This is a genomic window from Dechloromonas aromatica RCB (assembly GCF_000012425.1).
This window is the reverse complement of the sequence record NC_007298.1, coordinates 3066640-3090587: the sequence shown is the minus strand read 5'-3', so window position 1 is coordinate 3090587 and position 23948 is coordinate 3066640. Positions and strand designations below refer to the sequence as shown.

At 58.5% G+C, this 23948-nt stretch carries 22 protein-coding genes; 15 read left to right on the top strand and 7 right to left on the bottom strand.

Features of this window, described 5'->3' with window-relative positions; all coding sequences use genetic code 11:
• The first annotated feature begins 1 nt into the window (after position 1).
• Complete coding sequence (locus tag DARO_RS14710) at positions 2-439, top strand: hypothetical protein (protein WP_011288599.1); 438 nt, start codon at positions 2-4, stop codon at positions 437-439.
• Between the two features lie 160 nt (positions 440-599).
• On the top strand, positions 600-1040 hold the full coding sequence (locus DARO_RS14705) for a CBS domain-containing protein (protein ID WP_011288598.1): 441 nt from the start codon (positions 600-602) through the stop codon (positions 1038-1040).
• Here the strand turns inward: DARO_RS14705 and DARO_RS14700 are convergent.
• The 3 genes from DARO_RS14700 to DARO_RS14690 form a co-directional block, all read right to left on the bottom strand.
• Positions 1037-1765, bottom strand: coding sequence for a tRNA pseudouridine(65) synthase TruC (locus tag DARO_RS14700; protein WP_011288597.1), 729 nt, complete (start codon positions 1763-1765; stop codon positions 1037-1039). The two genes, DARO_RS14705 and DARO_RS14700, sit on opposite strands and share 4 nt — an antisense overlap.
• Complete coding sequence (locus tag DARO_RS14695; protein WP_011288596.1) at positions 1758-2741, bottom strand: aldolase/citrate lyase family protein; 984 nt, start codon at positions 2739-2741, stop codon at positions 1758-1760. Before DARO_RS14695 ends, DARO_RS14700 begins: the two co-directional genes overlap by 8 nt.
• A gap of 76 nt (positions 2742-2817) precedes the next feature.
• Positions 2818-3804, bottom strand: a complete 987-nt coding sequence (locus tag DARO_RS14690) for a malate dehydrogenase (protein WP_011288595.1) — start codon at positions 3802-3804, stop codon at positions 2818-2820.
• A gap of 200 nt (positions 3805-4004) precedes the next feature.
• Between DARO_RS14690 and DARO_RS14685 the strand changes: the two genes are divergently transcribed.
• The 13 genes from DARO_RS14685 (at position 4005) to DARO_RS14625 (ending at position 18740) form a co-directional block, all read left to right on the top strand.
• Entirely contained in the window at positions 4005-4760 is a 756-nt protein-coding gene (locus DARO_RS14685) for a GntR family transcriptional regulator (protein WP_011288594.1), read from the top strand.
• Between the two features lie 134 nt (positions 4761-4894).
• Positions 4895-5284, top strand: a complete 390-nt coding sequence (sdhC, locus tag DARO_RS14680) for a succinate dehydrogenase, cytochrome b556 subunit (protein WP_011288593.1) — start codon at positions 4895-4897, stop codon at positions 5282-5284.
• Positions 5281-5628 carry a succinate dehydrogenase, hydrophobic membrane anchor protein gene (gene sdhD / locus DARO_RS14675; RefSeq protein WP_011288592.1) on the top strand — a complete coding sequence of 116 codons (348 nt, stop codon included), beginning with the start codon at positions 5281-5283 and terminating at the stop codon, positions 5626-5628. The genes sdhC and sdhD overlap by 4 nt, the downstream gene beginning before the upstream one ends.
• 2 nt (positions 5629-5630) lie before the next feature.
• Positions 5631-7415 (top strand): succinate dehydrogenase flavoprotein subunit, encoded by a 1785-nt coding sequence (gene sdhA, locus DARO_RS14670; RefSeq protein WP_011288591.1) that lies wholly within the window; start codon positions 5631-5633, stop codon positions 7413-7415.
• 12 nt (positions 7416-7427) lie between these two features.
• Positions 7428-8138 (top strand): succinate dehydrogenase iron-sulfur subunit, encoded by a 711-nt coding sequence (locus DARO_RS14665; RefSeq protein WP_011288590.1) that lies wholly within the window; start codon positions 7428-7430, stop codon positions 8136-8138.
• A complete protein-coding gene (locus DARO_RS14660) occupies positions 8138-8380 on the top strand; it encodes a succinate dehydrogenase assembly factor 2 (protein ID WP_011288589.1) in 243 nt (80 codons plus the stop codon). Before DARO_RS14665 ends, DARO_RS14660 begins: the two co-directional genes overlap by 1 nt.
• Before the next feature lie 84 nt (positions 8381-8464).
• Positions 8465-9763 carry a citrate synthase gene (gene gltA, locus DARO_RS14655; protein WP_011288588.1) on the top strand — a complete coding sequence of 433 codons (1299 nt, stop codon included), beginning with the start codon at positions 8465-8467 and terminating at the stop codon, positions 9761-9763.
• Between the two features lie 98 nt (positions 9764-9861).
• Positions 9862-12705, top strand: coding sequence for a 2-oxoglutarate dehydrogenase E1 component (locus DARO_RS14650; protein WP_041224431.1), 2844 nt, complete (start codon positions 9862-9864; stop codon positions 12703-12705).
• A gap of 24 nt (positions 12706-12729) precedes the next feature.
• Entirely contained in the window at positions 12730-13953 is a 1224-nt protein-coding gene (gene odhB / locus DARO_RS14645) for a 2-oxoglutarate dehydrogenase complex dihydrolipoyllysine-residue succinyltransferase (RefSeq protein WP_011288586.1), read from the top strand.
• A 75-nt stretch (positions 13954-14028) separates the two neighbouring features.
• Positions 14029-15453 (top strand): dihydrolipoyl dehydrogenase, encoded by a 1425-nt coding sequence (gene lpdA, locus DARO_RS14640; RefSeq protein WP_011288585.1) that lies wholly within the window; start codon positions 14029-14031, stop codon positions 15451-15453.
• A gap of 94 nt (positions 15454-15547) precedes the next feature.
• Entirely contained in the window at positions 15548-16663 is a 1116-nt protein-coding gene (gene zapE / locus DARO_RS14635) for a cell division protein ZapE (protein WP_011288584.1), read from the top strand.
• 5 nt (positions 16664-16668) lie between these two features.
• Complete coding sequence (locus DARO_RS14630) at positions 16669-17916, top strand: HD domain-containing phosphohydrolase (RefSeq protein WP_011288583.1); 1248 nt, start codon at positions 16669-16671, stop codon at positions 17914-17916.
• The gene (locus DARO_RS14625) at positions 17913-18740 is read left to right on the top strand and encodes a hypothetical protein (RefSeq protein ID WP_041224430.1); all 828 of its coding nucleotides are present in this window, start codon (positions 17913-17915) and stop codon (positions 18738-18740) included. Before DARO_RS14630 ends, DARO_RS14625 begins: the two co-directional genes overlap by 4 nt.
• Positions 18741-18987: 247 nt before the next feature.
• Here the strand turns inward: DARO_RS14625 and DARO_RS14615 are convergent, their stop codons facing one another.
• The 4 genes from DARO_RS14615 to DARO_RS14600 all read right to left on the bottom strand — a co-directional run bounded on the left by DARO_RS14615 (position 18988) and on the right by DARO_RS14600 (position 23885).
• Positions 18988-19920 (bottom strand): peptidoglycan-binding protein, encoded by a 933-nt coding sequence (locus DARO_RS14615; protein ID WP_041224428.1) that lies wholly within the window; start codon positions 19918-19920, stop codon positions 18988-18990.
• A gap of 148 nt (positions 19921-20068) precedes the next feature.
• Entirely contained in the window at positions 20069-21340 is a 1272-nt protein-coding gene (locus tag DARO_RS14610) for an aminotransferase class I/II-fold pyridoxal phosphate-dependent enzyme (protein ID WP_011288579.1), read from the bottom strand.
• Between the two features lie 113 nt (positions 21341-21453).
• Positions 21454-23388 carry a bifunctional tRNA (5-methylaminomethyl-2-thiouridine)(34)-methyltransferase MnmC2/FAD-dependent 5-carboxymethylaminomethyl-2-thiouridine(34) oxidoreductase MnmC1 gene (gene mnmC, locus DARO_RS14605; RefSeq protein WP_011288578.1) on the bottom strand — a complete coding sequence of 645 codons (1935 nt, stop codon included), beginning with the start codon at positions 23386-23388 and terminating at the stop codon, positions 21454-21456.
• Positions 23388-23885: a hypothetical protein gene (locus DARO_RS14600; protein ID WP_011288577.1), complete on the bottom strand. Its 498-nt coding sequence runs from the start codon at positions 23883-23885 to the stop codon at positions 23388-23390. Before DARO_RS14600 ends, mnmC begins: the two co-directional genes overlap by 1 nt.
• Positions 23886-23948: the final 63 nt, after the last annotated feature.

Sequence of the window (23948 nt, the reverse complement as noted above, 5' to 3'; positions counted from 1 at the left end):
GATGCCTGTTCGTCGCCTCCTTCTTCTCTGCCTGATCTCCTGGTTGCTGGTGCAGCCGGCGGCAGAGGTTCGCGCCGAGCTTGTCGTTGTCGTCAATGCTCGCTGCGGCGTGGCGGCAATGACGCGCAACGAGGTGGTCAATCTCTTTTTCGGGCGCACCAGGCAGTTCTTCAATGGCGTCGAGGCGCAGCCGGTCGATATGTTGGACTCCCATCCGGATCGGGCGCGTTTCTACAACGCGTTGCTCGGCAAGGATCTCTCGGAAATCAATGCCTACTGGTCAAGGCAGGTGTTTTCCGGGCGCATGCAGCCACCAACCAAGCTTGGCTCACCGGAAGAGGTTCTCAAGTGGGTGGTTTCTCATCCGGGCGGCATCGGCTTTGTCGAACTCTCCAAGGCAGATGCTCGAGTTCGAGTCGTTTACGAACTGGCCCCCTGAAAATATTTGAGTTTCCATTGAACGTTGAGTTGATAGGTGTTGTCATTATTTTCATCGCCATTGCGATTGTCGTCATAAAGGCGGGGTAATCTCTATCGTTGTGACGGTTTCCAATCGCTTGGGAGGCGCGTTACATTTTCATACAACGAAGGAGACAAACATGCCCAGAAGAATGATCAGAAACCTGCTCGATGGTCGGACGCTGGTAACTGCCAGCAAGACAATGAGTGTCCGTTCGGCCTGCCGGCTGATGACCGATAAGAAAATCGGTGCCTTGCTGGTTGTTGAGAATGGCCGGATTGCCGGCATCTTTACGGAACGTGATGCACTGAACAAGATTCTTTCAGCCGCCCTTGATCCAGACGCGACGACACTGGATCAGGTGATGGTCCGGGATCCGCAGACGATAGGTGCTGACAAACCCCTGTCCTACGCGCTCTACATGATGGCCGAGGGCGGCTTCCGCCATGTGCCGGTGGTCGATCCGAGCGGCGCGCCGCTCGGAATGGTTTCCGCCAGGGATGCGCTGGGTCAGGATATGGTTGACCTCGAGCGCGAAATGAAACATCTCGAAGAGCTTGAGGCGTCGATCGGCTACTAGCTGCCAGGCCAGCCAAAACGCGCCAGTGTGGCGGCGAACTCGCCGGACACTGGCGTTTTTATGTCCAGTCGCAGCCCGGTGACAGGGTGGTTGAACGAGAGTCTGATGCAGGCGAGCAGCAAGCGGTGGCAGCCGAGTTGCTCGGCAAAGTAGCGGTTGTGACGCCCTTTGCCATAGGTGGCATCGCCAATGATCGGGTGGGCAAGATGCTTCAAATGGCGCCTGATCTGGTGCCGACGTCCGGTAATCGGCTCCAGTTCCAGAAGTGCATAGCGGCTGCTTGGATAACGGTCGACTTCGACCGGCAGCTCGATCTCGGCCAGCTTCCGGAAGTGCGTCAGTGCTGGCTGAGCCTCGGTGCTGCACTGCTCCCCTTTGAATTCATAAGGGTCGCGCTGGCGGGTCAGCGGATGGTCAATGCTGCCTGACGCTGGCGGATAGCCCCGAACGACAGCCCAGTAGGCTTTTTCGACGGTGCCCTGCTCGAACTGCTTCCCAAGCTGGCTAGCCATGGCGGGATTCAGTCCGAAAAGCAATACGCCAGAGGTGCCACGGTCAAGTCGGTGTGCCGGCCAGACCCGCTGGCCGATCTGATCACGAAGGATCTGAATGGCGAAGCGCGTCTCGTGACGGTCGATTTCTGAGCGATGAACAAGCAAGCCCGACGGCTTGTCGATGACGACGACATGCTCGTCGCGATAGAGAATCGGCAGTTCTTCAGGCAAAGAAACGCTGCTTGGCTATGGCCGGGATGTCCATGCCGGTGACGTGGGCGCGGTCGAGCAATTCCCAGTAATAGCGGTAGGAGGCGCGGTCGTGCAGTTTGCCTTCATGCTGGATCGGGCTCCAGTCCTTATCCTGGGCGGCGATCAGAATCTCGGCTGCTGCCTGAACCTCCGAAAAATCCGGGCGCATCGCTTCGACGATGGGCAGGATCTGGTTCGGGTGGATGCTCCACATGCGCAGGAAGCCGAATTCGCTTCGGGCCCGTAGCGCATCATTGCGGATGTACGCGATGTCTTTCAGTTCGGTCGTCACGTTGTGTGACGGAACAATGCCGTTGGCCAAAGCGGCAGCGCTGATTTCACACTTGGCGCGCGCGACCAGCGGGTGATCGAACTGACCCGGGCTTTTCATCGCGCTGCCGGGGATGGCGCCGTGATGCCCTGAGACAAAGTCCATCAGGCCAAAATCCAGGCTTTCGACTCCGAGCAAGGCCGCGATTTCCCAAACTTCGCGCAGTGCGCCATGGGTTTCGATCAGCACGTGGACGGGAATCCGATGGTCGATGCCAAATTTTTGCTCTATCTCGCGCAGCGCTTCGATCTGTACCTGAACATCACCGGCGCTGCAGGGTTTGGGGAGCGTGATGAAAGGGAGTCGTTTGCCAGCTTGGCTGACCAGGATTTCCATATCCTGTTGCCAGTGGGGATGGGTGACGTCATGAACACGAGCGCCAACGCGATTGAACAGATTGTCCTCACTCATGATTACGCTGGCAGCCATTTCTGCATGCTCTCGTTCGGCCCCTGCGTGGGCGCCATCTTCGCAGTCACAGGTGATGTCGAAGATCGGGCCTAGCTCCTTTTGCAACTGGAGTGCCTTGCGCATCAGTTTTTCCGAGCCGGCGTAATGGTCGACCGCCGGAAGGATGGGGAAGGGCTTTTCGCCGGCAAAAAGAACTGCTTTCGGATGGCGCATGTTTTCTGACCCGTAAATGAAAAAGGCCGCGGCATTTTACCGCGGCCCTTCAATGAAGCTAAGAACTAATGCTGGATTACAGCATGTCCTTGACGGCTTCGGCTTCGTCGGTCAGTTCCTTGAGCGTGAAGTTGATCTTCTCGCGGCTGTACTCGTCGATTTCCAGACCCTGGATGATGCTGAACTTGCCACCCTTGCATTCGCACGGGAAGCCGAACACGATACCAGCCGGGATGCCGTAGGAGCCGTCGGAAGGAACACCCATGGTGACCCATTCGTCGGAGCCGAGAACCCAGTCGCGGACGTGGTCGATGGCGGCGTTGGCGGCAGAAGCAGCCGAGGACAGGCCGCGCGCTTCGATGATGGCGGCGCCGCGCTTGCCAACGGTCGGCAGGAAGACGTCGTTGTTCCAGGCGTGATCGTTCACCAGAGCCTTGACGCTGTCGCCGTTGGAGGTGCAGAAACGGTAGTCGGCGTACATCGTCGGCGAGTGGTTACCCCAGACGACCAGCTTCTTCAGGGAAGAAACGGCACGACCGGTCTTGCCGGCTAGTTGCGACAGGGCGCGGTTGTGGTCCAGACGCAGCATGCCGTGGTAGTTGTTCGGGTTGGTGCGGCCAACCTTCTTGGCGGCAGCAGCAGCGATGAAGGCGTTGGTGTTGCACGGGTTGCCGACGACCAGGACCTTGACGTCTTCCTTGGCGTTTTCGGCGATGGCCTTGCCTTGCACCGTGAAGATGGCGCCGTTGGCGGTCAGCAGGTCGGCACGCTCCATGCCCTTGGTGCGCGGACGGGCACCAACCAGCAGGCAGACGTCGGCGTCCTTGAAGGCAACGTTCGGGTCATCGGTGGCAACCATGCCGGCGAGCAGCGGGAAAGCGCAGTCTTCCAGCTCCATCATGACGCCCTTCACAGCTTGCTGCGCTTGCGGCAGGTCGAGCAACTGAAGGATGACCGGCTGGTCTTTGCCGAGCATTTCGCCGGAGGCGATGCGGAACAGCAGGCTATAACCGATCTGGCCGGCGGCGCCGGTAATAGCTACGCGCATGGGGGCTTTGGACATGTATCGCTCCTGTAATGAAACTGCGTGATTGAATTGTTTGAATTTGCTCGAGTGCCGGCCTTGAATTTATCCCTTGCGTCGGCCGGCGCGAGAGACTCGTGATGTTAGAAGTTCAGCGTTTAAGTGTCAATTCATCATATGTCTTATATAAGACAACTTTTCGTGGACGGTCCGCCTGAAATGTGCTGAAATTTGGTCCTATGACCCGTGACGTCTCCCGTCCTGCCCCCCGTTTGTCCTCGCCGACCTTCAGTCCGCTCTATCGCCAGATAAAGGATTTTCTGATCCGTAGTCTGGAGCAGGGGGAGTGGGGGCCGGGTGATGCCATTCCTAGCGAAGGGGAGTTGGCTGCGCGTTTTAATGTCAGCCAGGGAACTGTGCGCAAGGCGATTGATGAGATGGCCGCCGAGAATCTTCTGGTCAGGCGTCAAGGGAAGGGAACCTTTGTCGCCACGCATAGTGATCCGCGCTCCTTCTATCGCTTTCTGCGCCTTGTGCCCGATGATGGCAAGGCAACGCATGCGGTCAGTGACCCATTTTTTTGCGAAACCATCGCTGCGACGCCTGAGGTGGCCGTGGCGCTGGGTTTGCAGCCGGGTGATAGTGTGCTTCACGTCAAACGCCTGCTGCGTTTCAACGGTGAGCCGGTGGTTTTTGATCAGATTTATCTGGTTGCCGACCTGTTCAACGGCTTGGCGCTGGAGGGCTTGCGCGCTGGTGAGCGTTCCTTGTACAGCCTTTTTGAGGGCGATTTTGGTGTCCGCATGATTCATGCCGAGGAGCATTTGCGGGCGGTTGCTGCTGATCTGCAAAGCGCCGAATTGCTTGGGGTGCAAAAGGGTGAGCCGCTCCTTCTTGTTGAAAGAACGGCCTATACCTATGGAAACAAGCCGGTCGAGTGGCGTCGTGGTCTGTACTGTACGCGGCGGCATTACTATCGGAACGATTTGGGGTGAATGCCCCATGCTTTCGGATTAGGTCGGAAAGCGCCCGGAGTGGCGTGTTCTAGCCGGTTTTGAATGTATAATTACCGTTCTTTTCAAACCACGTACAAGCGGATAACCGCATCTTCACGCGAGGGATGACGTTCATGGCAGAAATGACCATCAAGAAACGTCCAAAAAATTTGGACTTGACTACAATTAGGTTGCCGTTGCCTGGCAAAGTTTCAATTCTGCATCGCGTTAGCGGTGTAGGACTGTTTCTCTGTCTTCCGCTTCTGCTTTGGCTTTTTGGTGCAAGCTTGGCCTCTCCCGAAAGCTTTTCGGGCATCAAGGCAATTGCCGGGATGTTTCTGGTTAAGGTGATTCTGGCGGGCCTGATCTGGGCGTTCATGCATCACTTCTGTGCAGGTATCCGCTTCCTGCTTCTCGATCTGCATGTTGGTATCGAAAAAGAGGCTGCTCGCAAGTCTGCCGGTGTTGTGTTGGCCGTTAGCCTCCCGCTGAGCGCGATCCTGATTTGGGGGGTTCTGCTGTGATCAACCGTATTGTTGTTGGTGCCCATTACGGCCTGAAGGACTGGATTGCCCAGCGTGCTACCGCAGTCATCATGGCCGTCTATTCCGTACTGATTGCCGCTGTGTTGCTGGTGGTTCGGCCGAATACCTTCGAAGCCTGGCAGGGTGTGTTCGCCAATGGCGTCATCAAGTTTTTGACCTTCCTTTTCTTCGTTAGCTTGTTCTATCACGCCTGGATTGGTGTGCGTGATATCTGGATGGATTACGTGAAGCCGACGGGTGTCCGTCTGACGCTGCACGTTGTGACCATTGCCGCGCTGGTGGGTTACACCGCGTGGGCTGCTGCGATTCTCTGGAGGCTGTAAGCGTGAGTATTCCTGTTCTCAAGTTTGATGCGGTGATCGTTGGTGCCGGTGGTGCCGGTCTGCGTTCCGCAATCCAATTGTCCGAAGCTGGCCTGAAAACGGCCGTCTTGTCCAAAGTTTTCCCGACCCGTTCGCACACTGTTGCGGCGCAGGGCGGGGTTGCTGCCTCCCTTGGTAATTCCGAGGAAGATCACTGGACGTGGCACATGTACGATACCGTCAAGGGTTCCGACTGGCTCGGCGACCAGGATGCGATCGAATTTATGTGCAAGAAGGCCAACGAAGTGGTCGTTGAGCTCGAGCACTACGGCATGCCTTTTGACCGTACCGACGACGGCAAGATCTACCAGCGTCCGTTCGGTGGTCACATGTCGAACTTTGGCGAAAAGCCGGTGCGTCGTTCCTGTGCTGCCGCTGACCGTACCGGTCATGCCATGTTGCACGCCATGTACCAGCGCAACGTCAAGGCCAACACCCAGTTCTTCGTTGAATGGATGGCCCTTGACCTGATCCGTGACGAAGAAGGTCACGTCCTCGGCGTTACCGCCATGGAAATGGAAACCGGCCAGATCGTTATCTTCCACGCTCGTGCCACGATTTTCGCCACCGGCGGTGCCGGCCGTATCTTCTACTCGTCGACCAATGCTTTCATCAATACCGGTGACGGCCTTGGTATGGCGGCGCGTGCTGGCATCCCGCTCGAAGACATGGAATTCTGGCAGTTCCACCCGACCGGCGTGGCCGGTGCTGGTGTGCTGATTACCGAAGGTGTGCGCGGCGAAGGCGGCATTCTGCGTAATTCCAGCAAGGAACGCTTCATGGAGCGCTACGCTCCGAACGCCAAGGATCTGGCGTCGCGTGATGTGGTTTCGCGCGCCATGGCGACCGAAATCAAGGAAGGCCGCGGTTGTGGCGTCAACAAGGACTACGTCCTGCTCGACATCACCCATCTCGATCCAGCCACTATCATGAAGCGCCTGCCGGGCATCCACGAAATCGGCCTGCAATTCGCCGGTGTCGATTGCCTGAAGGAACCGCTGCCGGTCGTGCCGACCTGTCACTACCAGATGGGTGGTATCCCAACCCATTACTCTGGCCGTGTCGTCATGCCGAAGAATGGCGACATGAACAGCGTCGTTCCTGGTTTCTATGCCGGTGGCGAGTGTGCCTGTGCTTCGGTGCACGGTGCCAACCGTCTCGGTACCAATTCGCTGCTCGATCTGCTGGTCTTCGGCAAGTCGGCCGGCGACTCCGCGGTCGAAGATCTCAAGGCTGGCCGCGCCCATCGCGAACTGCCGAAGGACGTCGCCGACAAGACTCTGGCTCGCATCAGCGCACTGGACAACCGCAAGGGCGGTGCCAACGTGCACGAAACCCGTCTGGCCATGCAGCGCACCATGCAGGACCACGCCGGTGTGTTCCGTTTTGGCGACATGCTGAAGCAGGGCGTCGAGAAGATCCTCGAAGTCGAAAAGGCAGCTCGCCAGCTCGAGATCAAGGACAAGTCGATGGCCTGGAATACGGCTCGTACCGAAGCGCTCGAAATGGAAAACCTGATCGAAGTCGCCAAGGCCACGATGATTTCCGCCGAAGCCCGCAAGGAATCCCGTGGTGCTCATGTTCGTGACGACGCGCCGGATACCGCCGAGTTCCCGAATGGCCGTAACGACAAGGAATGGCTGAAGCACACGCTGTTCTCGCCGGTTGATAACTCGATCAGCTACAAGCCGGTCAACATGCAACCCCTGACCGTCGAGGCCGTAGCCCTCAAGACGCGCTCGTACTAATCGGAGTCCAGAATGAGCAAACGCATGGTTCAATTCAGTATCTATCGCTACGATCCGGACAAGGACGACGCGCCGTACATGCAGGACATCTCGGTCGAACTCGAACCGACTGATCGTAAGCTGCTGGACGCGCTGACCAAGCTGAAGGCTAAGGACGACGCGATTTCCTATCGACGCTCCTGTCGCGAAGGCGTTTGTGGCTCCGATGCCATGAACATCAACGGCAAGAATGGCCTGGCCTGCCTGACCGATATCGACAGCCTGAAGCAGCCGATCGTGCTGCGTCCGCTGCCCGGTCTGCCTGTCATCCGCGATCTGATCGTCGACATGACCCAGTTCTTCAAGCAGTACCACTCGATCAAGCCATACCTGATCAACAACGATCCGCCGCCGGAACGCGAACGTCTGCAGTCGCCGGAAGATCGCGAAGAGTTGAATGGTCTTTATGAGTGCATCCTGTGTGCCTGCTGCTCGACGTCCTGCCCATCGTTCTGGTGGAACCCGGACAAGTTTGTCGGCCCGGCAGGCCTGCTGGCAGCATACCGTTTCATCGCCGATACGCGCGACCAGGCGACCAATGAGCGTCTCGACAACCTCGAAGACCCGTACCGCTTGTTCCGTTGCCATACCATCATGAATTGTGTTGACGTGTGCCCGAAGGGTTTGAACCCGACTAAGGCCATTGGCAAGATCAAGGACATGATGGTTCGTCGCGCTGTCTGATGGAGCGTAAGGACTACGAACGCCTGCGTTGGCGCTGCATTCGTCGTGCGCTCCTGGAAGTCGATATTACGCTGACGCGTTTTCTCGATGATGGCTTTGACAAGTTGAATGATGACGAGCAGCAGGCGTTTGTAGAACTGGCCGACATGGAGGATTACGATCTCTGGGATCTGCTTACGGGCAAGGCGGAGATCGATGATTCCCGGTTGATGTCAGTTGTGGAAAAGATTCGTAAGAGTTGAGTAAGGTTGACGTTCTAACTTAGGAACGTTAACCACTTTTTTTGGCAGTGCAGTGACAACCAACACCTGTAAAGGGAAGACACTATGACGACCGAACGCAAGGCAACTTTATCAATCGATGGACAGGCTCCCGTCGATTTTTCGATCATGTCACCGACGCATGGCAACGATTGCATCGATATTCGCACACTGGGTGGCAAGACCGGTCTGTTTACCTACGACTCCGGTTTTCTTTCCACCGCCAGTTGCAAGTCCAAGATTACTTTTATTGATGGCGACGTGGGCCAACTGCTGTATCGCGGTTACCCGATCGAGCAACTGGCTGAAAACTGTAACTTCCTCGAAGTTACCTACTTGCTGAAGAACGGCGAGTTGCCGAATGCCAAGCAGAAGGCTGATTTCGAAAGCACCATCAAGAATCACACCATGGTGCATGAGCAGTTGTCCAAGTTCTTCTCTGGTTTCCGCCGTGATGCCCACCCGATGGCTGTGATGACCGGTGTGGTTGGCGCGCTGTCCGCTTTCTACCACGATGCGATGGACTTCTCGGATGCAGAGCATCGTAATGTCAGCTTCAATCGTCTGGTCGCCAAAATGCCGACCATTGTCGCGATGGCCTATAAGTACAACACTGGTGCGCCGTTCATGTATCCGGATAACAGCCTGGATTACACCGCCAACTTCATGCGCATGATGTTCGGCAACCCGTGTGAAAAATATGTGCCGAATCCGGTTCTGGTCCGCGCACTCGACACCATCTTCACACTGCATGCCGACCACGAGCAAAACGCTTCTACGTCGACCGTGCGCCTGGCTGGCTCTTCGGGTGCCAACCCGTTCGCCTGTATCGCTGCCGGTATCGCCTGTCTGTGGGGTCCGGCACACGGTGGTGCCAACGAAGCTTGCTTGCAGATGCTGGAAGAAATCGGTGATGTTTCCCGCGTGCCGGAATACATTGCTCGCGCCAAGGACAAGAACGATTCGTTCAAGTTGATGGGCTTTGGTCACCGCGTTTACAAGAACTTCGACCCGCGCGCCAAGCTGATGCGCCAGGTTTGCAATGAAGTGTTGGCTGAGCTCGGTCTGGAAAATGACCGCCTGTTCAAGCTGGCCATGGAACTTGAGCGCATTGCGCTGGAAGATCCGTACTTCGTCGAGAAGAAGCTTTACCCGAACGTCGACTTCTATTCTGGCATTGTTCAGAAAGCCATCGGCATTCCGACTGAAATGTTCACCTGTATCTTCGCATTGGCCCGTACCGTCGGCTGGATGACCCAGTGGGAAGAAATGATTTCCGATCCGGAATACAAGATCGGTCGTCCGCGTCAACTGTACATGGGTGCAGCAAAGCGCGACGTAGTGCCGCTGGCCCAACGCGGCTAAGAAAAAATTGGGCGGCCGTGTGGCCGCCCTTTTTTTACCCGTGGAGATTTGTGGCTTTGCAAAATGCAGCTGCAGAGGAAAATAACACCCAAGAGGGGATGCCTATGACTACGATGAATCAATTGTTCGACAGCACGATGTTCTTTGGCGGTAATGCGCCGTTCGTGGAAGAGCTGTACGAAAATTACCTGAATGATCCAACCTGCGTGCCGGCTGAATGGCGCGATTATTTTGACCGCTTGGCCCAGATGCCGGGTGCGGTTGCACGTGATGTCGCACATGCGCCGGTTGTTGCCGCTTTTGCCGAACTCGGCAAGGACGGTGGTTTCCGCCCGGCTGCTGTAGCCGCTGGTGGCGACAACAAGAAACAATCCGCAGTCGGCCAACTGGTCACTGCCTATCGTTCGATGGGCACGCGCTGGGCCGAGCTCGATCCGCTCAAGCGTTTGCCGCGTCCGAAAATTGATGAACTGGAGCCGTCCTTTTACGGTTTTACCGATGGCGACCTGAACCAGACTTTTAGCGTTGGTTCCTTGAAAGGCTTGCCGGAATCGGCAACCCTTGGCGATATCCTGCAAACCCTGAAGCAGACTTATTGCGGCACCGTTGGCGTCGAGTACATGTACATGTCCGACTACAACGAAAAGCGTTGGCTGCAGGAGCGCCTGGAAACCATCCGTTCACGTCCGACCTACAGTGCAGAGCAGAAAAAGCGTCTGCTTGAGCGACTGACCGCCGCTGAAACCCTTGAGCGCTACCTGCATACCAAGTACGTTGGCCAGAAGCGTTTCTCTCTGGAAGGTGGCGAATCGCTGATTGTCTCGATGGACGAAGCCATTCGTGCCGGCGGCAAACTCGGGATCGACGAAGTGGTTATCGGTATGGCCCACCGTGGTCGTCTGAACGTGCTGGTCAATACGCTGGGCAAGGCACCGTCCATGCTGTTTGCCGAATTCGAAGGCAAGAAGAAGAGCGATCTTTCCGCCGGCGACGTCAAGTACCACATGGGCTTCTCGTCCGACGTTTCTACTCCTGGAGGTCCATGCCACCTGACGCTGGCATTCAACCCGTCGCACCTCGAAATCGTCAACCCGGTTGTCGAAGGCTCGGTTTACGCCCGTCAGGTGCGTCGTGGAGAAGATGGCAAGTCCAAGGTTCTGCCCGTCGTTGTCCATGGTGACTCGGCCGTGGCTGGCCAGGGCGTCAACCAGGAAATGCTCAACTTCGCTCAGACCCGCGGCTATGGCACGGGTGGCACGCTGCATATCGTGGTGAACAACCAGATTGGCTTCACCACCAGCGATCCGCGCGATTACCGCTCCGGTCATTACTGTACCGACATCTTCAAGATGGCCGACGCACCGATCTTCCACGTCAATGGCGACGATCCGGAAGCAGTGGCGCTGGTCACCCAGCTGGCTATCGAATTCCGTCAGCAGTTCAAGAAGGATGTCGTCATCGACATCATCTGTTTCCGCAAGCTCGGTCACAACGAGCAGGATGAACCGATGGTCACCCAGCCGTTGATGTACAAGATCATCAGCAAGCATCCGGGTACCCGCAAGGTTTATGGCGACAAGCTGATTGCCGAAGGCGTCCTGCCGGCTGACGGTCCGGATCAGATGATCAAGGAATATCGCGAGCATCTGGACAAGGGCGAGTTGCTGTACAACCCGGTTCTGGCCGGCTACAAGCATCCGAATACCATCGACTGGACCCCGTTCCTGACCAAGAACTACATCGAAACCTGCGATACCACGGTGCCGATGAAGGAACTGAAGCGTCTGTCCAAGCGCCTGACCACCTTCCCCGAAGGCTATGTGCTGCATTCTCGCGTCAAGAAAATCGCCGAAGATCGCGCTGCGATGGGTGAAGGCAAGCTGCCGGTCGACTGGGGTATGGCCGAGAATCTGGCCTATGCCTCGCTGCTGGTTTCCGGCTACGGTGTTCGTATTTCCGGTGAGGACGTTGGCCGCGGTACTTTCTTCCACCGCCATGCTGCCTTCCACGATCAGAATCGCACTAGCTGGGATGAGGGTACGTACTACCCGCTGAAGAATCTTCAGGAAAAGCAGGCTGGCTTCCAATGTTTCGATTCCGTGCTGTCCGAAGAGGCTGTGCTGGCCTTCGACTACGGCTATGCATCGGCCAATCCGTACGAGCTGGTTCTCTGGGAAGGTCAGTTTGGCGACTTCGCCAACGGCGCCCAGGTCGTCATCGACCAGTTCATTGCATCCGGTGAAGCCAAGTGGGGCCGTGCCTGCGGCCTGGTCATGCTGTTGCCGCATGGCTACGAAGGTCAGGGTCCGGAACACTCTTCCGCCCGTCTTGAGCGCTACATGCAGGCTTGTGCCGAGATGAACATGGAAGTCTGCGTGCCTACCACGGCAGCCCAGGTTTTCCACATGCTGCGCCGTCAAGGTGTTCGCATGCAGCGCAAGCCGCTGATCGTCATGACACCGAAGTCGCTGCTGCGCCACAAGGATGCAGCTTCATCCATGGAAGAACTGGCCAACGGTGAGTTCAAGCGTGTGATCGGCGAAATCGACGATATCGATGCCAAGAAGGTCAAGCGCGTGGTGCTTTGCTCCGGCAAGGTCTATTACGACCTGCTGGCAGCTCGTCGCGAAAAGAAAATCACCGATATCGCCCTTGTTCGTATCGAGCAGTTGTATCCCTTCCCGAAGGAATCGCTGCACGCCGAGCTGTCCAAGTATCCGAAGGCGACCGAAATTGTCTGGTGTCAGGAAGAGCCACGCAACCAAGGCGCCTGGTACTGGTTTGCTTCCCGTCATCATCTGGACAGCGAGCTGGGTGTCAAGCAGAAGCTGCTGCTGGTTTCCCGTCCGGCATCTTCGTCGCCGGCCGTCGGTTATCTGGCCAAGCACAACGAGCAACAAAAGGCACTGGTCGAGTCCGCACTGGGCAAGATCGAGTACTAATAACTAAAGCAGAGTGGAGTCATTATGAGCATTATTGAAGTCCAAGTTCCCCAGCTTTCCGAGTCCGTTGCCGAAGGCACGCTGGCTTCCTGGAAAAAGAAAATTGGTGAAGCCGTTGCTCGCGACGAGATCCTGATCGACATCGAAACCGACAAGGTCGTTCTTGAAGTTCCGTCGCCGGCTGCTGGCGTTCTGGTTGAAATCATCAAGGCTGATGGCGAAACCGTTGTCTCCGGTGAGCTGATCGCCCGTATCGATACCGAAGCCAAGGCTGGTGTCGCTGCTCCGGCCGCTGAAGCACCGAAGGCTGCCGCCGCTGCTGCTCCGGCCCCGGCTGCCGCCGCACCGGCTGGTACGGCTAGCCCGTCCGCTCGCAAGATTCTTGACGAGAAGGGTGTTGCTGCTGCTGATGTCGCCGGTTCCGGCCGTGGTGGTCGTGTGACCAAGGAAGATGCAGTCGCTGCTGCACCGAAGTCTGGCCCGGTCGCTGCGCCGGCTGCAGCCAAGGTTTCTCTGCCAACCCCGCCGGTCACGGTCGCTCTGGGCGATCGTACCGAACAGCGTGTGCCGATGACCCGTCTGCGCGCTCGTATCGCCGAGCGTCTGTTGCAATCGCAGCAGACCAACGCCATTCTGACCACGTTCAATGAAGTGAACATGGGCCCGATGATGGCGCTGCGCAAGCAGTACGGTGAGAAGTTCGAGAAGACCCACGGCGTTCGCCTGGGCTTCATGGGCTTCTTCGTCAAGGCTGCTTGTGCTGCCCTGCAGAAGTTCCCAGTCCTGAATGCTTCAGTTGATGGCAACGACATCGTCTATCACGGTTATATCGATATCGGTATCGCTGTCGGTTCGCCGCGCGGCCTGGTTGTGCCGATCATCCGCAATGCTGATCAGATGAGCATCGCCGAAATCGAGAAGAAGATTGCCGAATTTGGCGCCAAGGCCAAGGATGGCAAGCTGACCATCGAAGAACTGACCGGTGGTACCTTCTCCATTTCCAACGGCGGCATCTTCGGTTCCATGATGTCCACCCCGATCATCAACCCGCCGCAGTCGGCCATTCTGGGCATTCACGCCACGAAGGACCGTGCCATGGTTGAGAACGGTCAAGTCGTTGTGCGTCCGATGAACTATCTGGCCATGTCCTACGACCACCGCATCATCGATGGCCGCGAAGCCGTCCTTGGTCTGGTGACCATGAAGGAAGCGCTGGAAGATCCGTCGCGCCTGCTGCTCGGCGTCTAATCGACGTTTGCCGGCGCCAGCGTCCCGTTTTGGGCGCTGGCGCTTTTGCACATCTGAATTCTGAAAGGTTGTCACATGTCCAAGCAATTTGACGTGCTCGTTATCGGCGGCGGCCCCGGCGGCTACATCGCTGCCATCCGTGCTTCGCAGCTCGGTTTTTTGGCCGCTTGCGCGGAATCCAATCCTTATGCTGATCCGAAGGGTGAGCCGCGTCTTGGCGGTACCTGCCTGAACGTTGGCTGTATCCCGTCCAAGGCCCTGCTGCATACCTCGCATCTGTTCGAGGAAGCCAATCACAGCTTCGAGGCCCAGGGCATCAAGGTTGGCAAGGCCACCATTGACGTGCCGGTCATGAAGGCACGCAAGGATGGCGTGGTCAATCAGCTGACTTCCGGCATCAAGATGTTGCTGAAGAAGAACAAGGTTAGCTTCCTGGCAGGCCATGGTTCCTTCGTCGGCAAAGAAGGCGATTACTGGAAGGTCAAGGTTGGTGCCGAGGAAGTGCTGACCAAGCAGGTCATCGTCGCCACCGGCTCCAAGGCCCGTCACCTGCCGAACCTGCCGGTCGATCAGAAGATCGTCATGGACAACGAAGGCGCGCTCAACCAGGAGTCCGTGCCGAAGAAGCTGGCCATCATCGGTGCCGGTGTCATCGGTCTGGAAATGGGTTCGGTCTGGCGTCGCGTCGGTTCCGAAGTCACCGTGCTTGAAGCCATGCCGGATTTCCTGGCCGCTGCCGATGTGGACGTGGCCAAGGAAGCGCTCAAGCTGTTCAGCAAGCAGGGCCTGAACATCCAGATGGGTGTCAAGATCGGTGACATCAAGGCGACCAAGAAATCGGTTTCCATTGCTTATACCGACAAGGATGGCAAGGAACAGAAGCTGGATGCCGACCGCCTGATCGTTTCCATCGGCCGTGTCCCGAATACCGATGGTCTGAACGGTGAAGCCGTTGGCCTGAAGCTGGATGCCCGTGGCTTCGTTGAAGTCGATGGCCACTGCAAGACCAATCTGCCGGGTATCTGGGCGATCGGTGACGTGGTTCGTGGTCCGATGCTGGCGCACAAGGCGCATGAAGAAGGTGTCATGGTTGCCGAGTTGATGGCTGGCCAGGCCGGTCATTGCAACTTCGACACCATTCCCTGGGTCATCTACACCTCGCCGGAAATTGCCTGGGTCGGCAAGACCGAACAGCAACTCAAGGCTGAAGGCGTCGAGTACAAGGCAGGCAAGGTGCCGTTCCTGGCCAATGGCCGCGCGCTGGGCATGGGCGATCCGTCCGGCTTCGTCAAGATGCTGGCCTGCAAGAAGACCGATCGCATTCTCGGCGTGCACATCATTGGTGCCAATGCGTCCGAAATCATTGCCGAAGCCGTTGTCGCCATGGAGTTTGGTGGCGCTTCCGAAGATCTGGCCCGCATCTGCCACGCTCACCCGACCCTGTCGGAGACCGTGCATGAAGCGGCGCTGGCCTGCGACAAGCGTACGCTGAACTTCTAAGCGGCAAGTTTGCTGCTCAAAAGGCGGGTTGCGGAAACGCACCCGCCTTTGTTTTTTGGCAAAATATCTTTCTCCCCAAACTAGATTCACCAAGATGCCGCATAAAAAACTGAATGTCGCCGCGCAGGGCATGCTCGACGCCTATAAAGCCTTGCTTGATGCCCGCGGCTATATGGCCGATGCCGCGCAGATGACGGCAGCAAATGCCTTGCAACACCTCTACGGGAATCTGCTCGCGTTCAAGGTTAACCGCAGCAGTACGTTCAAGCGCCTGCTCTCGCCGCCGACGCCACCGAAAGGCGTGTATTTCTGGGGTGGGGTGGGGCGAGGCAAGAGCTTTTTGATGGACTGCTTTTACGAATCTGTCCCTTATCGGCGCAAGCGGCGCATCCACTTCCATGCCTTCATGCAGCAGATTCACCACGATCTGGAAAAGTACAAGGGCGAACCTGATCCCATGCTGAGGCTGGCCGAGGCCATCGCCAAGGAAGTTCGGCTATTGTGTTTCGACGAATTCCACGTTTCTGATATTGCCGATGCGATGATTCTTGGTCGCTTGATGGATGGCTTGCTTGCCCAGGGCGTCATTCTGGTCATGACCTCCAACTATCCGCCGGACATGCTTTATCCGAACGGCCTGCATCGGGAAAGCTTCCTGCCGACCATTGCCCTGTTGAAGAAGCATCTGGATGTTTTCGAGGTTGATGCGGGTGTCGACTATCGCTTGCGGGCACTGGAGCAGGTCGAGATATATCACTATCCGTCTGATGCCGCCGCCGAAAAGAAGATGTTCGATTATTTCAAGATGGTCGCCGGCGAAGAGGGTAAAAAGGGCGGCCATATCGAGGTGCTTGGGCGCAACATTGATACGGTCCGGCGCGGCCACGGCGTGATCTGGTTCGACTTCCGGACGCTGTGCGGTGGCCCGCGGTCGCAGAATGATTATCTGGAGATCGCTCGTGCCTATCACACGGTGCTGCTCTCCCATATTCCCAAAATGACCATGCATCAGGCTTCCGAGGCACGGCGGTTTACCTGGCTGGTGGACGTGTTCTACGATCACCGGGTCAAGTTGATTGCGACTGCTGATTGTGCGGCGGAAGCGCTCTATACTGAGGGCACCCAGGCGAGTGAATTTGCCCGCACCGTCAGCCGTCTGACGGAAATGAATTCCAAGGAATATCTCGCTTTGCCGCATAACGTGGCCTGATAAAAATGACAGAAACGCTCCATCCTGCAGACCTCGCTATCGACCTGAGACAATTGGTGATGACGATCGCCAATACGGTCGATCTGGTCGGCGTCGATGATGTGCTGCATGGCCGCCGGGTGGGTATGCTGGCTCGTGAGATGGCAATCCGCCTGGGGTGGCCCGAGGCCGATCAGCTTGTTCTCTACGATGCCGGCTTGCTGCATGATTGCGGTGTTTCGTCGACCCGGGTTCATCGACGCCTGGTGGTCGATCTTGAATGGGATGGTGCAGAAGAGCATTGCATTCGTGGTTACGAATTGCTGGCTGATTTTCAGCCGCTGGCCCATCTCGCCGCCATCATCCGCTATCACCACAGCCGCTGGGACTGGCTGGCGCAGCAGTCGCTACCGGGCGATACGGCGCGCTTTGCCAATCTGATCTATCTGGCAGACCGTATCGATGTACTGGCTGCCCCGTTTCATGCGGATCAGACGCTCTTGTCGAACACCGACCAGATTCGTGCCCGTTTGGCCGACGAGCGTGGGCACCTGTTTTCTCCAGAACTGCTGGATGCCTTTCTGGCCATCTCCGAAGGCGAGGCTTTCTGGCTGGCGTTGCAGCCGGAGTGGGTACAACAGTATCAGCTCGATATGGAGTCCCATGGCGACTTGCGGATGATCGGCTGGTCGGAGCTCAAGCAGTGTGCCGCCATTTTTTCTCGGATTATCGACGCCAAGTCGCCTTATACCGAGCAGCATTCCCAAGGCGTTTCGCGCCTGTCTCGCCATCTTGCCGAGCGATGCGGGCTGGATCCGATTACTTGCGAGAAAATCGAGGTGGCCGGCTTGCTCCACGATATCGGCAAGTTGCAGATTCCGGATGAAATCATCGAAGGTCATGGTGCCTTGAGCCAGCACGAGTTCGACATCATGAAGAGCCATAGCTACGGCACGCTGCAGGTGTTGAAGCGGCTCCATGCGATCACCGAGATTGCCCGCTGGGCGTCGTTACATCACGAAACACCGGATGGGCATGGCTATCCTTTCCGGCTTGGTGGCTCCGCTTTGCCCATCGAGGCGAGGATCATCAATGTCGCCGATATCTTTCAGGCGCTGGCCCAAGAGCGTCCTTACCGCAAGCCGATGGCGCCCGAGCAGATCATGGCGATTCTTCAGGAGCGCGCCGATTCGGGACGGGCTGATCCAGGCATAGTACGGCTGGTCGCCGATGATCTGTCGGCTTGCCACCGCCTTGCCTTGTGTCAGGAATGAGTCTTAACGCTGCCAAGGGAGGCTATTTGATGGCGCGGATACTGTTGTTGCTTACCTTTTTATTCAGCACTTCGCTCTGGGCTCAGCAGATGGAAATCATCGAGCTGCGCAGCAAGAACGTCGAGGAGGTTTTGCCGGCCCTGCTGCCTCTGGTGGAGCCGGGAGGCACGCTGACCGGCATGAACAACCAGCTATTTCTGAAGGCCTCGCCGCGTAACCGGGCTGACATCAAGCGGGCCTTGGCCAGCATTGATACACCGACGCGCCGGTTGATTATCCGTATTTCCCAGAATCGTCAGGCAGAGGATTCCGCGCGGGGTGGCGAGGCAAGCGGGCAGGTCGTGCTTGGCGGGACGCGTCGCGGCAACGTCGAGGCCAGGGTCTGGGATACAAAAAGCGTGCGTGGCGAAAGTGCCTCGCAGATGGTGCAGACCGTCGAAGGCGGTCGCGCCTTCATACAGGTTGGCCGTTCATTGGCTATCCCGATGCGTCAGATGATTGTCGGACCGGGAGGGGCCTTGGTCAATGAAGGCGTGGTCTATCGGGATATTGGCAGTGGTTTCTACGCCACCCCACGCGTCAATGGCCAGCGTGTCACGCTGGAGATTTCCCAACAGGCTGAAAGTTTTGACCCGGCTTATGGACGTGGCGCGGTCAGTTCGCAGCGACTGGCGACGACCGTCTCTGGCACACTAGGCGAGTGGATCGAACTGGGCGGTAGTGGCAAACAGGCTGCGGGCCAGCAAGGCGGTGCCTTTAGCATTGGTACCAGCGATGCCCGCGACAACCGTTCAATCTGGCTAAAAGTTGAGGAAGCAGAATGATTAGAAAACCGCGTCATATCGGGCACAAGATTGCCCTTGTTTGTTCGGGCCTGTGCACACTGATGATGTTGCCGGCAGCTGGCTTTTTTATCTGGTTCTGGCAAACGCGTGGCCTGGGTGATAGCTGGACGCCCAGCCTCGCCGCTGTTGTTGCCTTTTTTGGTTGTTGCGCCGGGGTGTTGTATGCGACCAGCGTTCCCCAGCCCCTTCTGCCGTCCGAGAACGAGCCACTAAAGTCCTGAATGGCTTAATCGACGAGTTCGCTGAGCTGTTGCGGCGTGGCGATGCCATTGGCGGGCAGGCCCTGGCTGGCCTGAAAACGTTTCAGTAAATTGACGCTGGTCTGGCCGAAGATGCCATCTGCCTTGATGGCGACGCCACGACCGGACATTCCGAGTTGTAGAAGCCGGACATCGAGGCCCCGGGCCAGTGGTGTCTGCAAGGCGATACTGCGCGTCCCCGGTTGGGGTCCGTCGTAGCAGCCGGGAGGCATGGCACGCAGCGTGGCCAGTGAAATTTCCTCTCCGTGGACCACCAGCGGCAACGCCAGACCCCAATAGCCTTGCTCGATCAGCCGCAGGAAAGCATCCATGCGGTAGGTGGTGCCGCGTAAATCGCTACGTGAATGATTGGCCAGCCATGAACGTCTGGTTTCAACATAGGCCTTGATCCAGGCACGTTCACCCAGCGTGGCGATGGGGCCTGACTTCTGATTGGTCATGTCCCGCAAGGTTTTCCATGAGCCATGCACCCAGCTGTCGTAAACCACGGCGACACCAAGCGCCGACTTGATGCCGAAGTTGTCGGCCGCTTTGGCCGCTGGTTGCCAATAGACCTCATCAAAGAAAAGGTCCTGTGTTTCCCGCATGACCGGGTCGTCGGCGGTAGCGCGCAGGAGGTTATGCAGGTGAAGGTCGTCGTCGAGCGAAAGGTCGACCGCTTCGAAGCGCGCTAGCCAGGCGGAAAGCTTGTCGCCAAAGCGGGCACCGTCGTTGCCGCAATAGCGCTGCAGCAGGTCAAGCAGATTCCCTGAGCAGAGCGTGGTTTGCGAGCGGCCGAAGGTGAGGTGGCCGGTGTCTCCGGGAATCACCGTGACGTTGCCGTAATGCCCCAGAACGGCCCCGGTTTCGAACAGGTTGACGATGGATTGGGCGGTTTGTTTCTGGGTTGGAGTCAGCATTTTCCAGCTCCTTCGGGTGGATGGTAGCGAGGGGAAAAACTGCAAGATGTGTGGCTCAGCATAGCACGCTGACATGGCGAGCTTTCGGTTAAAGACGAGCAATAAAAAACCCGGCACGCGGCCGGGTTTAAATTGGGGGCGAAGATGATCAGGCGGCGTTCAGGGCCTGATCGAGGTCGGCGATCAGGTCGTCGACGTGCTCGATACCAACCGACAGGCGGATCATGTCTTCGGAAACGCCGGCCTTGGCCAGTTCTTCCGGCGACAGCTGGCGGTGCGTGGTCGAGGCCGGGTGGCAGGCCAGGGTCTTGCAGTCGCCGATGTTGACCAGACGAGTCACCAGCTTCAGTGCGTCCTGGAACTTGCCACCACCTTCGCGGCCGCCCTTGACACCGAAGTTCAGGATGCCGGAGGCGCGGCCGCCCATGTATTTCTGGACCAGGGCGTGGTCTTTGTGGTCGGGCAGGCCGGCGTAGTTGACCCAGCTGCATTTCGGATGCGACTTAAGGAAGTTGGCGATCTTCAGCGAGTTTTCGCAGATGCGGTCCATGCGCAGGGCCAGGGTTTCGATGCCTTGCAGAATCAGGAAGGCGTTGAACGGGCTGATCGCGGCGCCCATGTTGCGCAGCGGCACGACGCGGGCGCGGCCGATGTAGGCGGCAGGGCCGAGGGCTTCGGTGTAGACGACGCCGTGGTAGGAAACGTCCGGCTCGTTGAGGCGCTTGAACTTGGCCTTGTGCTCGGCCCAAGGGAACTTGCCGCTATCGACGATGATGCCGCCGATGCTATTGCCGTGGCCGCCGAGGTACTTGGTCAGGGCATGGACGACGATGTCGGCACCGTGCTCGAACGGGCGGCACAGGTAGGGCGAGGGCACCGTGTTGTCGACGATGACCGGCACGCCATGCTTGTGGGCGACTTCGGCCAGTTTTTCGAAATCGACGACATTGCCCAGCGGGTTGCCGACGGATTCGCAGAAGACGGCCTTGGTCTTGCCGTCGATCAGCTTCTCGAAGGCCTGCGGATCGCGGTAGTCGGCGAAGCGGACTTCGATACCGTATTGCGGCAGGGTGTGGGCGAACAGGTTGTAGGTGCCGCCGTACAGGGTGCTGGAGGTGACGATGTTGTCACCGGCTTCGGCGATGGTCTGGATTGCGGCGGTGATGGCAGCCATGCCGGAGGCCAGGCACAGTGCGGCGATGCCGCCTTCCATCTCGGCGACGCGCTTTTCCAGCACGTCCTGCGTTGGATTCATGATGCGGGTGTAGATGTTGCCGGCGACCTTCAGGTCGAACAGATCGGCACCATGCTGGGTGCTGTCGAAGGCGTAGGAGGTCGTCTGGTAGATAGGAACAGCGACGGCCTTGGTGGTCGGGTCGGGCGAGTAGCCGCCATGGACGGCAATGGTTTCGATCTTCATGCGTGCGTCTCTCTTGATGTTGTTGTCAAAAAGGAAAGTCGGAAAATAACCTGTCTAGCTTAGCGCGCCCGGCGACGTGCGCCAATAAGCATGTTTTCTAAGCTTATGCATGATTATGCAGCTGGTTCGCTCGTCTCTTCGTCAGAGGGCAATTCTCCGCCAGAGTTGCGCGCCGCTTTGATCAGGAAGCGACCGGGGTCGAGCGCATCGACGAGGTCTCTTTCCAGAGGGAGCGGTTCGCCTTCCAGCTGGCTGACCAGCAGATCGGCCATCAGTGCCGACCAGACGATGCCACGAGCACCAAAACCCTGGACACACCACAGGCCGGGCTGACGGGGAATGTTGTGGAGGCGGGTGTTGGGCGTTGCGGTCATGGTATCCGGCACGGCGCCAACGATCGGCATCCGGTCCGGCGACATCGGGCGGAAGCCGACACGGCCATGCAGGGTGGCCGGGTCGAGGTCGCTCGCAAAATCCGGCAGGGTCAGGCGCAGGCGGGCCAGATTGTCGCGGTGATCTGCCTCGCGTTCGGCGGACTCATCATCTTCGTAAGACAGCGAGGCACCGATTAGTTGTGTGTCGTCAATGGCGGGTATGGTGTAGCCGATCTGGAAGAGCACGGTATTCAGCGGCTTGCCGACACTCGCTGGCAGGTGGCTGACCTGGCCGCGGCCGGAACGCTGGGGTAGCCAGGCAAACTGTTCGAAACGCGGGGCGGCAGCCCCGCTGGCCATGACCAGTACGGGCGCTTCCGCCAGCAAGTTGCCATTGGCGTCGAGGGCCTGCCATTGATCGTTTTGGCGAACGATCCGGGCGACTGCGGCATTGAAGTGCGTCGTGATGCGCTCGGGAAAGGCGGCCAGTGCGGCCCGGCAGACCGAGGGCGGCTGTACCCAGCCACCGTTCGGGAACCACCAGCCGCCGATGGTGACCGGCTGTCCGAGCAGGCGGCTTGCTTCGTCGGACTCGACGAATTGCAGCACTTCGGGCGGGAAGCCAAGCTGCTCGACGGCCCGTCTTTGCTGGCCTTCGTGTTCCGGTTCGCGTGCCAGATGCAGCACGCCGCAGGGCGACCAGCGGGCTTCGGGTAGCGCGGCAAGCAGGGCGCGGGTGGCCAGAAACCCGGCGCGGGTGATGCGGGAAAGGCGGTTGTCGTCGGCGCTGGGCAAGGGGCGCAGCATGCCGGCCAGGTTGCTCGAGGCGCCAGTGGCCGGTGCGGTGGCCTGCTCTAGCACCGTCACCTGCCAGCCAGCGGCAGCCAGTGCATGGGCCGTGCTGCTTCCGGCAATGCCGGCACCGATGACGATGGCCCGGCGATCGGTCGGAGCGACATGGCGATCCGGGCGACGCGAGCGGAAGCGGCCGACCAGCATCTGCCGCTTGCCGATATAGCCGGGACGTTTGGCCACATCGAATTCAGCGTCCTTGAGCGCCTGACGGACGTGGCCAGCGACCGACCAGGTGGCCAGCGTGGCACCCGGTGCTGTCAGGCGGGCGAGGCCTTTGCAGAAATGCGGTGACCACAGTTCGGGGTTCTTGGGCGGAGAGAAGCCATCGAGGAAAAACGCATCGACCGAGGCATCGATTGAGCGCAGTTGCGTTGCCGCATCCCCGAAGGTCAGGGTCAGGATCACCTGTCCGTCGTTGAGATGGAGCCGGTGCATGCCCGGCACCAACGGCGGCCATTTTTGCTGCAGTTCGGCCGCCAGTTCGGCGAATTCCGGCCAGGCTTGCTGGCAGGTGGCGAGGTCCGCCAGCGTGAATGGGTGCTTCTCGAAGGAGATGAAGTGCAGGCGTCGGCAGCGCTGCGGATCATCCCGCCAGGCCTGCCAGGTGGCCAGGAAATTTAGCCCGGTGCCGAAGCCGGTTTCGAGGATGACGAAACGGTACTTATCCTGCCAACGCGCCGGTAGTTCGTTGCCAGCCAGGAAGACATGCCGGGCCTGGGCTGGTCCGCCGAGGGCCGAGTGATAAACGTCGTCAAAGGCCGCCGAGTAGGGTGTGTCGTAGGCGACGAATTCGAGCCTCGCAGGCTGCAGTTTTTCCACTAGTGCAGGCGGGATGGGCGGCTGGTGTTCGGGACGGAAACTGGCTCGGGTGCGGCCGCGTAATCCAGCGCCAGATTCCACTGCGCCTGTTCGGCGCCGGCCCGCAGCATGGCGCACAGCGCCTGCAGCAGATCGGGGGTCAGGCCCAACTGGAAGCTGCGCTCCCGACCTTCACGGAAAGTCAGGCTGAAATTGCCGTCGCTCAGGGTATCGAACTTGATCTCGCTGGTCAGCAAGGGCGACGAGCCCAGCGGGTAGGTGGCGTTGTCGTCGCTGAACGGCTGTTCGAAGCTGGCTTGCTCGGCAACCTCCATCTCGGCCATGGCCGGGGCTGGTGTGGTCAGTTTGCCAAGAAGGGCGGCCAGGTGTGGCCACAGCTCACGCAGGAAACGCCGGGTCAGCCAGATGCGGTATTCCTCGTCAGCCTGCGTGGCAACGCGCAGGACCAGGCGGTCCTGCAGGTGGTCGTTGGCAATCTGCAACTGACGGATTTGCATCTTCAGCAATCTTCAACCGATGCGTGAGCGAGCGCCGCCAAATCAAGGCGCCGGTGGCCGCCG